General features: G+C 66.7%; 17 protein-coding genes. All 17 read left to right on the plus strand.

Going from position 1 to position 17,196, the window contains the following annotated elements; genetic code table 11:
- Positions 1–13 precede the first annotated feature (13 nt).
- The 17 genes from purK to WOA58_RS13255 all read left to right on the plus strand — a co-directional run bounded on the left by purK (position 14) and on the right by WOA58_RS13255 (position 17,179).
- Positions 14–1,198, plus strand: a complete 1,185-nt coding sequence (gene purK, locus WOA58_RS13175) for a 5-(carboxyamino)imidazole ribonucleotide synthase (RefSeq protein WP_340604703.1) — start codon at positions 14–16, stop codon at positions 1,196–1,198.
- Positions 1,195–1,809, plus strand: a complete 615-nt coding sequence (gene purE / locus WOA58_RS13180) for a 5-(carboxyamino)imidazole ribonucleotide mutase (RefSeq protein WP_340604704.1) — start codon at positions 1,195–1,197, stop codon at positions 1,807–1,809. Before purK ends, purE begins: the two co-directional genes overlap by 4 nt.
- 88 nt (positions 1,810–1,897) lie before the next feature.
- Entirely contained in the window at positions 1,898–2,302 is a 405-nt protein-coding gene (locus WOA58_RS13185) for an NADH-quinone oxidoreductase subunit A (protein ID WP_340604705.1), read from the plus strand.
- Positions 2,299–3,000 (plus strand): NADH-quinone oxidoreductase subunit B, encoded by a 702-nt coding sequence (locus WOA58_RS13190; protein ID WP_340604706.1) that lies wholly within the window; start codon positions 2,299–2,301, stop codon positions 2,998–3,000. Before WOA58_RS13185 ends, WOA58_RS13190 begins: the two co-directional genes overlap by 4 nt.
- Entirely contained in the window at positions 2,997–4,661 is a 1,665-nt protein-coding gene (locus WOA58_RS13195; RefSeq protein ID WP_340604707.1) for an NADH-quinone oxidoreductase subunit D, read from the plus strand. The genes WOA58_RS13190 and WOA58_RS13195 overlap by 4 nt, the downstream gene beginning before the upstream one ends.
- Positions 4,662–5,735 carry a complex I subunit 1/NuoH family protein gene (locus tag WOA58_RS13200; protein ID WP_340604708.1) on the plus strand — a complete coding sequence of 358 codons (1,074 nt, stop codon included), beginning with the start codon at positions 4,662–4,664 and terminating at the stop codon, positions 5,733–5,735.
- Positions 5,732–6,193 carry a NuoI/complex I 23 kDa subunit family protein gene (locus WOA58_RS13205; RefSeq protein WP_340604709.1) on the plus strand — a complete coding sequence of 154 codons (462 nt, stop codon included), beginning with the start codon at positions 5,732–5,734 and terminating at the stop codon, positions 6,191–6,193. Before WOA58_RS13200 ends, WOA58_RS13205 begins: the two co-directional genes overlap by 4 nt.
- 118 nt (positions 6,194–6,311) lie before the next feature.
- A complete protein-coding gene (locus tag WOA58_RS13210) occupies positions 6,312–6,620 on the plus strand; it encodes an NADH-quinone oxidoreductase subunit J (RefSeq protein WP_340604710.1) in 309 nt (102 codons plus the stop codon).
- A complete protein-coding gene (locus WOA58_RS13215) occupies positions 6,610–6,951 on the plus strand; it encodes a proton-conducting membrane transporter (protein WP_340604711.1) in 342 nt (113 codons plus the stop codon). The genes WOA58_RS13210 and WOA58_RS13215 overlap by 11 nt, the downstream gene beginning before the upstream one ends.
- On the plus strand, positions 6,952–7,275 hold the full coding sequence (nuoK, locus tag WOA58_RS13220) for an NADH-quinone oxidoreductase subunit NuoK (protein WP_340604712.1): 324 nt from the start codon (positions 6,952–6,954) through the stop codon (positions 7,273–7,275).
- A 4-nt stretch (positions 7,276–7,279) separates the two neighbouring features.
- A complete protein-coding gene (nuoL, locus tag WOA58_RS13225; protein WP_340604713.1) occupies positions 7,280–9,280 on the plus strand; it encodes an NADH-quinone oxidoreductase subunit L in 2,001 nt (666 codons plus the stop codon).
- The gene (locus WOA58_RS13230; RefSeq protein WP_340604714.1) at positions 9,281–10,813 is read left to right on the plus strand and encodes a complex I subunit 4 family protein; all 1,533 of its coding nucleotides are present in this window, start codon (positions 9,281–9,283) and stop codon (positions 10,811–10,813) included.
- Positions 10,813–12,321, plus strand: a complete 1,509-nt coding sequence (locus tag WOA58_RS13235) for an NADH-quinone oxidoreductase subunit N (RefSeq protein ID WP_340604715.1) — start codon at positions 10,813–10,815, stop codon at positions 12,319–12,321. Before WOA58_RS13230 ends, WOA58_RS13235 begins: the two co-directional genes overlap by 1 nt.
- Positions 12,322–12,414: 93 nt before the next feature.
- Positions 12,415–13,893 (plus strand): DHH family phosphoesterase, encoded by a 1,479-nt coding sequence (locus WOA58_RS13240; protein WP_340604716.1) that lies wholly within the window; start codon positions 12,415–12,417, stop codon positions 13,891–13,893.
- 36 nt (positions 13,894–13,929) lie between these two features.
- The gene (locus tag WOA58_RS13245) at positions 13,930–14,727 is read left to right on the plus strand and encodes a CBS pair associated ParBc domain-containing protein (protein WP_340604717.1); all 798 of its coding nucleotides are present in this window, start codon (positions 13,930–13,932) and stop codon (positions 14,725–14,727) included.
- A 257-nt stretch (positions 14,728–14,984) separates the two neighbouring features.
- Complete coding sequence (locus tag WOA58_RS13250) at positions 14,985–16,691, plus strand: methylmalonyl-CoA mutase family protein (RefSeq protein ID WP_340604718.1); 1,707 nt, start codon at positions 14,985–14,987, stop codon at positions 16,689–16,691.
- A gap of 77 nt (positions 16,692–16,768) precedes the next feature.
- Positions 16,769–17,179 carry a GlcG/HbpS family heme-binding protein gene (locus tag WOA58_RS13255; RefSeq protein WP_340604719.1) on the plus strand — a complete coding sequence of 137 codons (411 nt, stop codon included), beginning with the start codon at positions 16,769–16,771 and terminating at the stop codon, positions 17,177–17,179.
- Positions 17,180–17,196: the final 17 nt, after the last annotated feature.

Consider the following 17,196-nt stretch of genomic DNA (forward strand, 5'->3'; position numbering starts at 1 on the left):
GGAAGCGCCCTCCATGACGATGCGAACCGTACCTGGACCCACGTTGGGCGTCGTCGGCGGCGGCCAGCTCGGACGGATGCTCGCCGAGGCGGCGGCGCCGCTCGGGATCGAGACCGTGGTTCTGGACCCGACGCCCGACTGCCCGGCCGCGCCCGTCGCGCGCGAGCAGGTCGTCGGCGCGTTCGACGACCCCGAGGGGATCCGGGAGCTCGCCGAGCGCGCGGACGTCCTGACCTTCGAGATCGAGCTGGCCGACCCGGACGTCCTCGAGGAGGTCTCGGCGGAGACGGGCGTCGACGTCCAGCCCTCGCCCGACACCCTCCGGACGATCCAGGACAAGCTGGTTCAGAAGCGCGCGCTCGCGGACGCCGGGATCCCGGTCCCCGAGCTCCGGGCCGTCGATTCCCCTGGGGAGCTGCGGGCAGCCCTCGACGACCTGGGAACGCCCGCGATGGTCAAGGCCCGCGAGGGCGGCTACGACGGCCGGGGTAACCTTCCGATCGAGGACCCCGACGACGCCGAGGCGGTGCTTTCCGAACTCGGCGGGAGGGCGATGGTCGAGGAGATGATCGACTTCGAGCGCGAGCTGTCGGTGATCGGCGTCAAAGGAACGGACGAGACCGCGACCTACGTCGTCGGCGAGAACGTCCACGAGGAGGAGATCCTCCGGGAGACCGTAGTCCCGGCGCGCGCGAGCGGGGCTGTCCGCGAACGCGCCCAGTCGGTCGCTCGCGAGGTGCTCGAACTGCTCGAGGGTCGCGGGGTGTACGGGATCGAGCTGTTCGAAGTGAGCGAGGGACGGAGTTCCTCGGGAGAAGCGAGCGGGGAGATCCTCGTCAACGAGATCGCGCCCCGGCCGCACAACTCGGGCCACTGGACGATCGAGGGCGCGCGCAGCTCGCAGTTCGAGCAGCACGCGCGGGCGGTCTGTGGCCTGCCGCTGGGATCGACGGAGCTGCGCGAGCCGGTCGTGACGAAGAACGTGCTCGGCGACGACCGCGAGTCCCGCGAGGCGCGCCTCGCCGGGGTGGATCAGCTACTCGCCGAGCCGCTTGCCCACCTCCACTGGTACGGAAAGGACGAGGTCCGCCCGCTGCGCAAGATGGGTCACTTCGCCGTCCTGGGCGGGGATCGTTCGGCCGACGAACTGCTGGAGTCGGCACGTACATACCGCCGGCACGTGGAGTTCGAGCCATGACCCTTCAGGACCTGATCGAGGGGTTCGAGCGCGAGGCGGAGCGCGAGCGCGAGCCCGAAGCGACCCCCGAGGTGGGGATCATCATGGGCAGCGACTCGGACCTCGACACCATGTACGGGGCCTACGAGGCCCTCACGGAGCTCGGCTTCGAGGAGGTCACCGACTACGACGACCCTCCGGAGGCGCGGTTCACCTTCGAGACGTACGTCGTCTCGGCCCACCGAACGCCGAAGCTGATGGACGCCTACGCGACGACGGCGGCCGACCGGGGGTTGGACGTGATCATCGCGGGCGCGGGCGGCAAGTCGGCGGACCTGCCGAACATGACCGCCTCGCTGGCCTTTCCCGTTCCGGTGATCGGCGTACCCGTCCAGGAGAAGTCGGTCGACTCGGTGATCGGGATGCCGACGGGCGCGCCGCTGGTCGCGGTCGACGCGGGCAAGTCATTCAACGCGGCGCTGTCGGCGGTGCAGGTTCTCGCGCGCGAGCACGGGGAGCTGCGCGAGCGGCTGGTCGAGTACCACGAGGGGTTGCAGGGGGAGGTCGCGGCGGTCTCCCGGGAGCTCCACGAGTCGGGGACCCCCGGATTCCGCGCGGAGGGAAAGCAGTGAGGCTTGCCCCTGACGGGTGCGAAATAACGAGAATCAACCCTTATGTAGGTGGGTTCCCAACCGACGAACGTTACGGAGAACACGGCCTATGAGCACATGGATAGCAGTCGGGGCACTGGCGGTCGTGGGGGTGGCGATCCCGCTCGGTATGATGGCGGTATCGGCACTGCTGCGGCCAACGGTCCCCGAACAAGGCAAAAGTAGCATCTACGAGAGCGGTGAGATCCCGACGGGGACGACGCGCATTCGCTTTAACATTCAGTACTACATGGTGGCGCTGTTGTTTCTCGTCTTCGACATCGAGACGATCTTCATCTTCCCCTGGGTACTCATCTACAGTGACGCCGTGGCGCAGGTCGGCCTGCTCCACGCGCTGGGGCCGATGTTGGTCTTCATCGCCGTTCTCGTCGCCGCGCTGATCTGGGCGTGGCGCACGGGTGTGGTACAGTGGATCAAGAGCCCGGAAGCGACCAAACGGAGCAGACTACAATGAGCGACACACCAAAACGAACGATACACGAAAGCAGCGATCCCATGACGAAGACCCGCGAGGCTCGCATGGGCGACGTCGACAGCCGGTTCAACTCGCGGCTGCGTGAGGCCTTCGGCTCCTCGCCGTTCATTCTCACCAAGTTCGACCAGTTCATGAACTGGGCGCGAGGTTCCTCGATGTTCATGCTGCAGTTCGGGATCGCCTGCTGCAGCCTGGAGATGATGCACACCTACGCCGTGAAACACGACCTCGACCGGTTCGGCTCGGGCGTGCCACGGGCCTCGCCCCGACAGGCCGACACGATCATCATCCCCGGGACGATCGTCTCGAAGTTCGCCCCGCGGATGAAGCGCGTCTACGACCAGATGGCCGAGCCCAAGTTCGTCGTGAACATGGGTTCGTGTGCCATCTCCGGCGGGCCGTTTCAGGAGGGCTACAACGTCGTCAAGGGCGCCGAGGAGGTCATCCCGGTCGACATCAACGTCCCCGGCTGCCCGCCCCGCCCCGAGGCACTGCTCTACGGCGTCGTGAAGCTCCAAGAGCGCATCTCACAGGGCGAGTCCGCGCCGGTGACGGTCAAGCCATACGAGCTCGAGCAGTTCGGCGACCTCGAACAGGACGAGCTGACCGAGAAGCTCGCGGATCAGATCGACACCGACGACCTGATCATGCGGTACAACTGGGCCGATTCGCCATGAGCCTCGAGAAACCACCCCGACAACGGTACGCAACGGACGAGAGCGTCGACTACGACGCGATCGAGGAGCTGCTCGGCGAGCACGTGCTGGGCCGCGAGACCCATACGGACACGGAGGCGTTCGTCATCCGCCCCGACGAGGTCCAGGACGTGCTGTTCGCGCTCCGCGACGAGGCGGGGTTCGATCACCTCTCGCTGCTCGTCCCCCAGGAGTACGAGGACCGCTACGAGTCGATCTACTACCTCACGAAGTACGACGACCGGACCCAGGAGGTGGGCATCGTCGTGCCGACGGCCAAGGACGACCCGGTGAGCCAGACCGCCGAACCGGTCTACCGGACCGCCGACTGGCATGAGCGGGAGGCCTTCGACCTGGTGGGCATCGAGTACGAGGGCCACCCCGATCCGCGGCGGATCCTGCTGCCCGAGACCTGGCAGGGCCACCCGCTGGCGCTCGATTACGACCAGGACCGCCCGCAGATCGTCACGCTCGCCGAGCACGAGAACCCGATCGCCGACGACCACTACGACGAGGACACGGACACGATGTTCCTCAACATCGGTCCCCACCACCCGGCGACCCACGGCGTGCTCCACCTGAAGACGGTGCTCGACGGCGAGCAGGTCGTCGACGTCGATCCGGACGTCGGCTACCTCCACCGGTGTGAGGAGCAGATGGCCCAGAACGGGACCTACCGCCACCAGATCATGCCGTACCCCGATCGGTGGGACTACTCCTCACAGCCCACGAACGAGTACGCCTACGCCCGGACCATCGAGGACATGGCGGACATCGAGGTCCCGGAGTACGCCCAGATCCTCCGGACGATGTCGGCGGAGTTCGGCCGGATGATGGGCCACTTCCTCGCACTCGGGACGTTCTGTCTCGACATCTACGGGGACTTCACGGCGATCTTCATGTACGCAATCCGTGACCGCGAGAAGGTCCAGGACATTCTCGAGGACCTGACCGGCCAGCGGATGATGCTCAACTACTTCCGCGTCGGTGGGGTCGTCTGGGACGTCCCCGAGCCCCGCGAGGAGTTCTTCGAGAAGATCCGCGACTTCCTCGACGAGCTGCCGGTTGCGACCCAGGAGTACCACGACCTGATCACCTCCAACGAGATCTTCCAGAAACGGACGGTCGACACGGGCGTGCTCGACCGCGAGACCGCGAAGCAGTACGGGGTCACGGGGCCCGTCGCCCGCGGGTCGGGCATCGACTACGACCTCCGGCGCGACGACCCCTACGGCTACTACCCCGAACTCGACTGGAACGTCGTCACGGAGGAGGCCGGCGACAACTACTCACGCCTGCTCGTTCGCATGCGCGAGGTCGAGGAGTCGGCCCGGATCATCGAGCAGTGTGTCGACCTGCTCGAGAGCTGGCCCGAGGACGACCGGCAGGTCCAGGCCAACGTCCCCCGGACGCTGCGACCGGACCCCGACGCCGAGATCTACCGTGCCGTCGAGGGCGCGAAGGGCGAGGTCGGGATCTACATGCGCTCGGACGGCACCGACAAGCCCGCCCGGTTCAAGATCCGCAGCCCGTGTTTCCACAACCTCCACGCGCTGCCGGAGATGGCCGAGGGCGAGTACGTCGCCGACCTGGTCGCCTCGCTCGGCAGCCTCGACATCATCCTCGGGGAGGTGGATCGCTGAATGGTCGGTTTGTTGCCGCTGCAGGACGTGGTGCTGCCCGACCGTATCGCCGACCTCACCGGGCTCGATCAGTTCGGGGTCTTCGGCGAGTTCATCGCCGCGCTCCTCGCGGCATTCGTCATCGCCAACCTGATGCTCGCGATGAGCGGCGTCGCCGGGCCGTGGGCGAAACGGAAGATCACCGCCGCCTTCACCGACCGGATCGCGGTCAACCGACACGGACCGGCCGGGATCCTGATCATCCCCGCGGCCTCGGTCCAACTGCTCGCGAAGGAGCTGATCATCCCCGACGGCGCCGACCGACCGGCCTACGACCTCGCGCCGCTGATCATCGCCTCCTCGGCGATGCTTGGCTTCGCGGTAATTCCGATGGGCAACGGCATCCATCTGGCCGACCCCGAGACGGGGCTGGTTCTCGTCTTCGCGATCGCCTCGATCGCCTCGCTCGGCCTGACGACCGCGGGCTACGCCTCGAACAACAAGTACTCGATGCTCGGCGGGCTGCGCGCGGTCGCCCAGAACATCGCCTACGAGATCCCGCTGATCGTCACCGCGGCGTCGGTCGTGATCTTCGCGGGGACGCTCCAGATGAGCGAGATCGTCGCCGCGCAGGCCCAGCCGCTCGCGACGGTCGCGGGCGTCGGGATCCCCTCGTGGTACGCGTTCGTCAATCCGTTCGCGTTCGTGCTGTTCATGGTCGCGAACATGGCCGAAGTGGGTCGTAACCCCTTCGACGTGCCCGAGGCACCGACCGAGATCATCGCCGGCTACCAGACCGAGTACTCGAGCGTCTACTTCGTGCTGATCTACCTCGGGGAGTTCCTGCACATCTTCCTGGGGGCGGCGATCGTCACGACGCTGTTCCTCGGCGGGCCCGCGGGGCCCGTGCTGCCGGGGATCGTCTGGTTCATCATCAAGATCTGGGCGATCTTCCTGTTCACCCAGTGGGCGCGCTCGGCGCTGCCCCGGGTTCGGATCGATCAGCTGATCGAGATCGGTTGGAAGGGCATGCTCGTGCTCTCCTTCGCCAACCTGGTTCTCACGGCCATCATCGTGGGGGTGTTCATCGCATGATCGGACTAATGAAATCGATGGCAACGACGATGAAGCACGCGCTCGACGGCAACACGTTCACCGTCGAGTACCCCGAAACCGCGCCCGAAGTGAGCCCCCGGTTCAGGGGGATCCACAAGTTCAGCCAGGAACGCTGTATCTGGTGTCGTCAGTGTGAGAACGTCTGTCCGAACGACACCATCCAGATCGTGATGGACGAACAGCGAAACGGCGAGCAGTACAACCTCCACATCGGCCAGTGCATCTACTGCCGGCTGTGCGAGGAGGTCTGTCCCGTCGACGCGATCCTGCTGACCCAGAACTTCGAGTTCACGGGCGATACGAAGGACGACCTGGTCTACAACAAGGAACAGCTCGGGAACGTCCCGTGGTACAAGGACATCGACCCCCTCGAGTCCCGGGAGCCCGACCGCGGCGCGTGGATCGGCGAGGGCGAGGGCGAGGTCGACTACCAGTAGCTACCCGCGGTAGCGGTTCGTTTTCATCCCCGAACAGCGACAGTACTGAACCGAAAATTCGCGTGCCGCCGCGTTCATCTCGAAATCTTCAAAGGGCGTGCGCCTGAGTGATGAGATAATGGTATTAGAAACAGCGGCGTTCGCGCTGTTTGCGGGGGTGACTCTCGCGAGCAGCCTCGGCGTCGTCCTCGTCAGGGACGTCTGGCACGCGGCGCTCCTGCTCGGGGTGGCACTCCTGAGCGTCGCGATCCACTACGTGACGCTGCAGGCCGAGTTCCTCGCGGCGGTGCAGATCCTCGTCTACGTCGGCGGGGTGCTCATCCTGATCACGTTCGCCGTGATGCTGACGCACGACGAGACCCAGGAGGCCGACCGGGGCGCACAGGGCGTGGGGCCGACCGACACGGAGGCGAGCAATGCCGACTAAGCCCAAGCTCCAGCTCGGAAGCCACCTGCTTCCCGGGCTGGGAGCCGTCGCGCTCTTCTGTGTGCTGGCGTTCGTCTTCGTCACGTCGTCGTTCCCCGCCCCGCAGGGGTTCCCGGCCGACGCGAACATCACCGCGAACATCGGCTACGCGCTGTTCAACATCGAGGCCGGCGAGGTGCCCGCCGAGGGCTTCATCGTCGCCTTCTTCGCGATCGCGATCGTGCTCGACGCCGCCCTCGACGGCTCGGTGATGCTCGCACGGAACGACGACGAGGAACGGGATCGGGAGCTGGTCCCCGAACGCGGGGGCTTCGAGGGGGGTGAGGAGTAGATGATCGCTCCGACCCAGCTGCTCGTCCCCGTCGAGTGGTACCTCGTCCTCTCGGCGGGCGTGTTCTGTATCGGCCTGTTCGGCGTGCTGACCCGACGTAACGCGCTGATGTTCCTGATCAGCGTCGAACTCATGCTCAACGCAGCGAACATCAACTTCGTCGCCTTCTCGCTGCAGTGGGGCAACCTGACCGGACAGACGTTCGCGCTGTTCGTGATGGCGCTTGCCGCCGCGGAGGTCGCGATCGGGATCGGGATCATCCTCGTCCTCTATCGCAACTTCCGTGGCATCGACGTGACCGAGGCGACGACGATGAGGTGGTAACGAGATGGCATTCGAATACGCACCGTTGATCGCACTGTTCCCGCTCGCATCGTTCGTCATCGCGCTCGCTGCGGGCGAGTACCTCCCCAAGAAGGGGGCGTTCGTCGGCATGGCCGCGACCGGCGGCTCGCTGCTGCTCTCGATCTGGGCGATGGTCCGGGTCTCGGGCGGCGAGATCTACGACGAGACGCTCTACACGTGGGTCGCCGGCGTCGGCGAGGAGACGATCTCGCTGACCTTCGGCCTGCTTTTGGACCCGCTGTCGACGATGATGCTCGTCATCGTCTCGCTGATCGCCTTCCTCGTCCACATGTTCAGCCTCGGCTACATGAACGACGAGGGCGAGACCGGCCTGCCGCGATACTACGCCGGCCTCGGGCTGTTCACCTTCAGCATGCTCGCGTTCGTCTTCGCGGACAACCTGCTGATGGCGTTCATGTTCTTCGAGCTCGTGGGGCTGTGCTCGTTCCTGCTGATCGGCTTCTGGTTCCGCGAGGACGCCCCTCCGAGCGCCGCGAAGAAGGCGTTCCTCGTCACCCGCTTCGGCGACTACTTCTTCCTGATCGGCGTCGTCGGGATCCTCGCGACGTTCGGCACCGCACAGTTCGCGGGCGAGGGGGCGTTCCCCCAGCTCGCCCAGGAGGCCATCGAGGGCGGCGAGACGCTGTTCGGCTTCACCGCCGAGACGTGGATCACGATCCTCGGGCTGTTGGTGCTCGGCGGCGTGATCGGCAAGTCCGCCCAGTTCCCGCTTCACACCTGGCTGCCCGACGCGATGGAGGGCCCCACGCCGGTCTCGGCGCTGATCCACGCGGCGACAATGGTCGCCGCCGGGGTCTACCTGGTCGCGCGGATGTTCGGCTTCTACGCGCTGAGCCCGACCGCGCTGGGGATCATCGCCTTCACCGGCGGCTTCACGGCGCTGTTCGCGGCGACGATGGGGGTCGTGAAGGACGACATCAAGCAGGTGCTCGCGTACTCGACGATCTCCCAGTACGGCTATATGATGCTCGGGCTGGGGGTTGCGGGCTACGTCGCCGCGACCTTCCACCTGATGACCCACGCGTTCTTCAAGGCGCTGCTGTTCCTGGGTGCGGGTGCGGTCATCATCGCGATGCACCACGAACAGGACATGTGGCATATGGGCGGGCTGAAGGACGAGATGCCCGTCACCTACTACTCGTTCCTCGCGGGCTCGCTCGCGCTCGCGGGGATCATCCCGTTCTCGGGCTTCTGGAGCAAGGACGAGATCCTCTACGACGCGCTGATCGTGGGGCTCAACGAGCCGATCATGCTCGCCGCCTACGCCATGGGGCTGCTCGCGGTGTTCTTCACCGGCCTCTACACGTTCCGGATGGTCCTGCTGACCTTCCACGGCGAGCCCAGAAGCGACCACGCCGAACACCCCGTCGCGCTGGGGTGGAACACGAAGATCCCGCTGGCGGTGCTGGGCGTGCTGGCGGCGGTCGCCGGCTTCGTCAACATGGTGCCGGTCGCGGAGGTGACGGGTGCGGACATCACCTACCTCTCGAACTGGCTCGATAGCGGTCCCGAGGAGCTCGCCTACTCGACGTACACGGCGACCGCCGCGGAGTTCGCCGGCCTCGAGGCCGCCGAGCTGAGCCCGCTGCTGCCCGGCGTCGTCGCGCTCGCCGTCGCGCTCGCGGGCGCGGGTGTCGGGGTGTTCCTCTACCGAGGCCCCGAGCCCGAGCGCCACACCGAGAAGCTCGGCGGGGCGAAGGACGTGCTGGTCGCGAACTACTACCAGGACGAGTACCAGGTCTGGCTCGCCGAAGGCCTGACCCAGCGGACGGCCCGCGCGGCGGACACGTTCGACCAGGGCGTCATCGACGGCGTCGTCAACGGCGCCAGTAGCGTCAGCCTGCTCGGAAGCGACCGGATCCGCCGGGTCCAGAGCGGGGTCGTCACCAACTACGCGGCGATGATCACGATCGCGCTGGTCGTCCTGCTTGTGGCCTTCGGCATCTACGGAGGGTGGTTCTGAATGTTGATCGAGACACTCATCGCAGTCACGTTCGTCGCGGCGCTCGCCGTCTTCATCACGCCGGAAGCCTACGCGCCACAGGTCGCGTTCGCACTGAGCCTGCTCCCGCTCGTCGGGAGCCTCTACATGTGGACCGGCTTCGACGCGAGCGGCAACGCCCTGCTCGAAGGCAGCACCGTTGCCTTCGAAACACAAACCCAGTGGATCGGCTTCGAACCCTACGCGATCAACTGGCACGTCGGCCTCGACGGCGTGAGCTTCCCGCTTCTCGTCCTGACGACCGTGCTGGTCCCGCTCGCGATCATGAGCGCGTGGACGCCGATCACCGAGCGGGTCTCGCAGTTCTACGGGCTGATCCTCTTCATGGAGGCGAGTCTCATCGGCGTGTTCACCGCGCTCGACTTCTTCGTCTGGTTCGTCTTCTGGGAGGCCGTGCTGATCCCGATGTACCTGCTGATCGGCGTCTGGGGCGGTCCCCGGCGCAAGTACGCCGCGATCAAGTTCTTCGTCTACACGAACGTCGCCTCGCTGGTGATGTTCATCGGCTTCATCGCGCTGGTCTTCGGGCTGGGCGATTCGGTGACGAGCTTCGGCATGCCCGAGATCACCCAGGCGCTACATGACGGTGAGCTCGGCGGCTTCGCCGGGCTCACTAGTGACGCGCTCGCGCTCGCCGCGTTCATCGCGATCTTCTTCGGCTTCGCGGTCAAGGTGCCGATCTTCCCGGTCCACACCTGGCTGCCCGACGCCCACGTCGAGGCCCCGACGCCGGTGTCGGTGCTGCTTGCGGGCGTCCTCCTGAAGATGGGGACCTACGCGCTGCTTCGGTTCAACTTCACGATGCTCTACGACGTCGCGGCGACGCTCGCGATCCCGATCGCGGCGCTCGGCGTCTTCAGCGTCATCTACGGCGCGATGCTCGCGCTGGCCCAACAGGACCTCAAGCGCATCGTCGCGTACTCCTCGATCTCCTCGATGGGCTACGTGATCCTCGGGCTGGTGGCGTTCACAGTGTATGGAATCGGCGGCGCGACCTTCCAGATGGTCGCCCACGGGCTGATCTCGGGGCTGATGTTCATGGCCGTCGGCGTGATCTACAACGCCACGCACACGCGGATGGTCGGGGACATCTCGGGGATCGCCGACCGGATGCCGATCACCGTCGGGATCCTGATCGCCGCTGCCTTCGGCTACATGGGCCTGCCGCTGATGGCCGGCTTCGCCGGGGAGTTCATGATCTTCCTCGGGGCGTTCCAGTCGACCGTCCTGCCCAGCGCGCCGATCTTCACCGCGATCGCGATGTTCGGCATCGTGATCGTCGCGGGCTACCTGCTCTTCGCGATGCAGCGCACGCTGTTCGGGCAGTTCAGGCTCGAGACCGACTACGAGGTCACGCGCGCACCGCTACACGACGTCGCGCCGCTGTTCGTCCTGATCGGCCTCATCATCCTGCTGGGGGTCGATCCGGACATCTTCTTCACCATGATTCAGGACGCCGTTGATCCGATCGTCGAACTGGGGGGTGATGCCTGATGCTGTCGCAGCTACCACAGCCGCTCGTGACTCAGCCCTCGACGTGGATCGCGTTGGCGCCGGTCGTCATCCTCGCGACGACGGCGTTCCTGCTGTTCATCGCCGACAGTATCGACCCCAAGGGCTCGAACAACGGCCCGCTCGCGGCCTTCTCGCTCGTCGGCATCCTCGGCACGCTCGGGGTCACCGTCTGGTACTTCTTCGCCGGCGTGGGCCAGCCGGAGGGGCTCTCCCTGCTCGCCGACCAGGTGGTCGTCGACGGGATGAGCCTCTTCTTCACGTTCGTCGTCACGAGCGTCGCGGCACTGGTCGTCGTCGGGAGCTACGACTACCTGCACGACCAGCCCCACCAGGGCGAGTTCTACTCGCTGATCGTGCTCGCGACGACCGGGATGGCGCTGATGGCCAACGCCAACAGCCTCATCACTGCGTTCATCGCGATCGAACTCGCGAGCCTCTCGTCGTTCGCGCTGGTCGCGTTCCTCAAACACAACCGCGGCAGCGTCGAGGCCGGGCTGAAGTACTTCCTGATCGGCGCGCTTTCGAGCGCGATCCTCGTCTACGGGATCAGCCTCGTCTACGCGACGACGGGCTCGCTGCAGCTCGACGCGGTCGCCGCGGGCGTCGCCGAGACCGACAACGTCGGGCTGCTGGGCGTCGGCGTGCTGATGATCGTCGGCGGGGTCGCTTACAAGACCGCCTCGGTGCCGTTCCACTTCTGGGCACCGGAGGCCTACGAGGGCGCGCCCGCACCCGTGAGCGCGTTCCTCTCCTCGGCGTCGAAGGCCGCCGGCTTCGTGATCGCCTTCCGCGTCTTCGTCGAGGCGTTCCCGCTGGACGTCGTCGTCGCGCTGGGCATCGACTGGGTGCTGATCTTCCAGGTGCTCGCGGTCGTGACGATGATCGTCGGCAACTTCGCCGCCGCGATGCAGGAGAACGTCAAGCGGATGCTCGCCTATTCGTCGGTGGGACACGCGGGCTACGTGCTGATCGGGCTCGCCGCGCTCGGCGGCGGGCAGGACTCGCTGGTGATGGGTGCGGCGATGATGCATCTCCTCGTCTATGGATTCATGAACACCGGCGCGTTCCTGTTCGTCGCGCTCGCGGAGTACCGCGGCATCGGGCGGACTTTCGAGGACTACAACGGGATGTGGCGCCAGGCGCCGATCGCGAGCGTCGCGATGACGGTGTTCCTGTTCAGCCTCGCGGGTCTGCCGATCGGGGGCGGCTTCCTCTCGAAATACGTCCTCTTCACCGCCGCGGTCGGCGCGGGCGTCTGGTGGCTCGCCGCGGTCGGCGCGCTCACCAGCGCGCTGTCGCTGTTCTACTACTCCCGGCTCGTGAAGGCGATCTGGATCGAGGACCCGATTCGGGAGTTCGACGTCGCACGCCAGCCCGTCGGGCTCTACGTGGCGATCATCGCCGCCGGCCTGATGACGGTCGCGCTGCTGCCGGCGTTCCCGGTCGTCGACCTCGCACAGACCGCCGCGGCCTCGCTGCTCGCCTGACGGCTTCCGTCCCTTCTCCCGACGCCCGCTCGTGATGATCACGTTCGTTCGAGACGGTAGGCTTTAGCGCGTCCGTGGGCTACCGACTCACATATGGCGTCTCGACTGCTCCTCGGATGTGGCGCCGGGACCGTCGGCCACGCGCTGATCGATCTCGCGAAGGAGCAGGCGGTCGGGGTCCACGTCGTGACGCTCGATCCCGAACAGCGGGAGTTCCCGCAACGAGACGTGACGATCACGGCCGCGGATCCGGCCGACGAGTCGGTGCTCTCGAACGTCCGTACGGAGGTCTCGAGCGTCTTCATCGGGACCGGCTCGCCCGAACGGAACGTCGCGATCGCGCGGGCGGCGAGCGAGATCTTCGCGGGGCTGCCGATCGTCGCTTACACCGGCCACGACCCGACCGAGGCGGAGCGCGAGGCGCTCGAGGAACTGGTCGAAACGGTCCTCGACCCGACGAGCGCTCTCCGCGAGCACGCCGCCGAAACAGTTACCGGCTACGCCCCCGAGCACGCGCGCCACCTCCGGTCGCTGCTCGCGGGGATCGACGGGGAGCTCGGCGTGATGCTCCACGACAACCCCGACCCCGACGCGATCGCGAGCGGGATCGCCCTCGCGACGCTCGCCCGCTCCGTCGGGGCCGAGGCCGGCGCGTACTACTTCGGGGACATCTCCCATCAGGAGAACCGCGCGCTGGTCAACGTCCTCGACCTCGAGCTCACCCGGCTCAAGGATCCCGAAGTGATCGAGCGGTTCGACGCGATCGCGCTGGTCGATCACTCCCTTCCCGGCGTGAACGACCCGCTCCCGGAGGACACCCCGATAGACGTCGTCATCGATCACCACCCCTCGCCGGGGCCGGTCGAGGCCCGCCATCTCGACGTCAGAAGCGACGTCGGTTCGACGAGCACGATGCTCGTCGAGTACTTCGACGCGCTCGGGCTCGAGCCAAACGAGGAGCTCGCGACCGCCCTCCTCTTCGGGATCCGGACCGATACTGACGACTTCTCGCGGGGGGTCTCCTCGCTCGACTTCGAGTCGGCGGCGTTCCTGCTCCCGCTGGTCGACGCGGGCGTCCTCGATCAGGTCGAACGACCCACGGTCAGCTCGGAGACCTTCGAGACGCTCGCCCGCGCGATCCGTAACAGCCGCGTCGAGAAGGGCGTCTGTACGACCTGCATCGGCCGTCTTCGGGACCGGGACGCCCTCGCCCAGGCGGCCGACCGCCTGCTCGGCATGGAGGGCGTCACCGCGTCGCTCGTCTACGGCTTCACCGACGGAACCGTCTACATCTCCGCGCGGGCGCGCGGCCCCGACCTCGACATCGGCGAGACGCTGCGCGACGCGTTCGACCAGATCGGGAGCGCGGGCGGTCACGCGGGGATGGCGGGCGCGCAGATCCCGCTCGGCTTCCTCGGCGAGGAGGGCGAGGACAACGAGGAGCTGCTCACCGAGATCGTTCAGGGAGTGATCGACGGGCGTTTCTTCGAGACGCTTTCGGCCCGGAACGCCGGCGGTTCCCGACCGTCCGACGACCCGAGCGACTGGTACCCGACGCCTCGGCGCCGGTAGCGTGAAGCTTTTGCGAACCGCCACCCTGGGTGGGGCATGAACGTAGGCGTCACCGACGGGAAACCGCGCGTCAACGAGTACATGACCCGCGACGTGGTGACGGTCTCGCCCGACGCCTCGGTCGGGAAGGTGGCCACGCGGATCGCCGAGAGCGACGAACACAGCGGCTTTCCCGTCTGTGAGGGTCGGCGCGTCGAGGGGTTCGTCAGCGCCCGCGACCTGCTGCTCGCGAACGACGGCGAGCCGATCTTCAAGGTGATGAGCACGGACCTCGTCGTCGCCCACCCCCGGATGAAGGTGACCGACGCCGCCCGGGTCATCCTCCGGTCGGGCATCCAGAAGCTCCCGGTCGTCGACGACGCGGGCAACCTCGTCGGGATCATCTCGAACGCCGACGTGATCCGCAGCCAGATCGAGCGCGCCACCCCCGAGAAGGTCGGCAAGCTGATCCGCACCCTCGAGAGCATCCACGACATCTCCGTGAGCGAACAGCGCCGCACCGTCCCGCTCTCGAACCTCGTCCCGACCCAGGGGAAGGTCTACGCCGACGAACTCGAAGGCCGGCGCTACGAGCTCGAACACGGGCTCGCCGAGCCGCTGGTCGTGATCGACGTCGACGGCCGGCTCCTGCTCGCCGACGGCCACCACCGGGTCATGGCCGCCGACAGGCTCGACATCGGGGAGATGGACGCCTACGTGATCGTCATCGACGAGGAGCTCGAACTCGGAATGGAGCGGACCGCCCGCAAGGAGGGGCTCTCCTCGATCGACGACATCGCGGTGGTCGATTACGCGCGCCACCCGTTGGTCGAGACGACCGAACGGCTCCAGTGACTCACCCCGATCGACCGATCAGAGCACCGTCGGCGGGGCGGTCAGTCTTCACCTCCATCTCGCCGAGCTGGATACAGTTCAGACAGGGCACGGTTCGGAGCGGCTCGCCGCAATGCTGGCAACACCAGTCGGGATAGCGGACCATGAGTTACGTCAGACATATGTATTTCTACTTATATAAATTTTAACCAAAATATCCCAAAAAAATACGCCGGCTCGCCCGGAATCCTTAATGGTCGTCCCGGCAAAATCGGGGTATGTACGACGAGGAGGAGCTCTCGGCCATCCGCGAGGGCAAACGGCGCTGGGAGGAGCGGAGCCTCGATCCGGCCCTAGAGCGCCACGGCGAGCGGGCGGAGCGGTTCGCGACCGTCTCGAACCTCGACGTCGACCGGCTGTACACGCCCGACGACGTGGCGGACCTCGATTACGAGGCGGATCTGGGCTTCCCCGGCGAGGAGCCGTACACGCGCGGGGTGTATCCGACGATGTACCGGGGGCGCACCTGGACCATGCGCCAGTTCGCGGGCTTCGGCACCGCCGAGGAGACCAACGAACGCTTTCATTACCTGACCGACGAGGGCCAGACGGGGCTGTCGGTCGCCTTCGACATGCCCAGCCTGATGGGCAAGGACAGCGACAACCCCCTCTCGGAGGGCGAGGTCGGCAAGGAGGGCGTCGCCGTCGACACGCTGCGCGACATGGAGGTGCTGTTCGACGGGATCGACATCGGGGAAGTCTCGACGAGCTTCACGATCAACCCCTCGGCCGCGGTGATCTACGCGATGTACGTCGCGCTCGCCGACCGACAGGGCGTCCCCCGCGAGGACGTGAGGGGAACCCTCCAGAACGACATGCTCAAGGAGTTCATCGCCCAGAAGGAGTGGGTCGTCCCCCCGGAGCCCTCCCTCAGGGTGGTCACCGACACCATCGAGTTCGCCGTCGAGGAGACGCCGCGTTTCAAGCCCGTCTCGATCTCGGGCTACCACATCCGCGAGGCGGGCTCGACGGCCGTCCAGGAACTCGCGTTCACCCTCGCGGACGGCTTCGCCTACGTCGAGGACTGTCTGGAGCGCGGCCTGGAGATCGACGCGTTCGCCCCGCAGCTCTCCTTTTTCTTCAACTCCCACAACTCCATCCTCGAGGAGGTCGCGAAGTTCCGCGCGGGCCGGCGGATCTATTCGAGGATCATGGACGAGTGGTACGGCGCCGAGGCGCCCGAGTCCAAACGGATGAAGTTCCACACCCAGACGGCGGGCCAGTCGCTCACCGCCCAGCAGCCGCTGAACAACGTGGTTCGCGTCACGATCCAGGCGCTCGCGGGCGTGCTGGGCGGGACCCAGTCGCTGCACACCAACTCCTTCGACGAGGCGCTCGCGCTGCCCAGCGAGGAGGCGGTGCGGGTCGCGCTGCGGACCCAGCAGATCATCGCCGAGGAGTCGGGCGTCGCCGACGTCGTCGATCCCCTCGGCGGGAGCTTCGCCGTCGAGGCGCTGACCGACGAGACCGAGGAGCGGACCATGGAGTACCTCGAGGAGATCCGCGGAATGGGCGAGGGATCGATGCGCGACGGCGTGCTCCGGGGCATCGCGGAGGGCTACTTCCATCGCGAGATCCAGGACGCCGCCTACGAGTACCAGGAGCGCGTCGAGGAGGGCGAGGAGGTCGTCGTCGGCGTGAACAGCTACGTCCTGGAGGAGGACACCAGCCCCGACGTGCTCCACGTCGACGAGCAGGCCGCCTACGACCACCAGATCGAACGCCTGCGCGAGGTCAAGGCCGAACGCGACGACGACGCCGTCGGGCGCCACCTCGACGCGCTCCGGGCGGCGATCCGCGAGGGTGAGAACGTCATGCCCCACATCGTCGACGCCGTGAAGGCCTACGCGACGATGGGCGAGGTGATGGACGTCTTCGAGGCCGAACACGGCACCTACCGGGAGACGGCCGGGCTGGCCCGGTAACCACCCTCTTGTGTCCGTCAGATGAGAGATACCGTGTACGGTTTTGTGCCTCCCGAACGGAGGGGAGGTGAGAAACCATGAACGACATCGAACTCGGGGCGGCGACGAACGTGATCGAGGCGGCGGAGGCGAAGGCCGAGGAGATCGACGTTCCGATGTGTATCGCCGTCGTCGACCGCGGAGCGAACCTCGTCGCCTTCCATCGGATGGACGGGGCGATGCTCGCGAGCGTCGACATCGCCCAGGGGAAGGCCTACACCGCGGTCGGCCTCCGGATGCCGACGGACGAGCTGGCGGCCGAGGCCCAGCCGGGCGAGTCGCTGTTCGGGGTCGAGGCGACCAACGACGGCCGGATCGTCGTCTTCGGGGGCGGGTTCCCGCTCCGGTCCGACGGGGAGATCGTCGGCGGTATCGGCGTCAGCGGCGGAGTCGTCGACGAGGACATGGCGGTCGCGGAGGCCGGCGTCGAGGCGTTCGAGGAGGAGTAACCGCCCGACGAAAACGT

It is taken from the genome of Halalkalicoccus tibetensis (genome assembly GCF_037996645.1).
In the GTDB taxonomy this organism is placed as follows: domain Archaea; phylum Halobacteriota; class Halobacteria; order Halobacteriales; family Halalkalicoccaceae; genus Halalkalicoccus; species Halalkalicoccus tibetensis.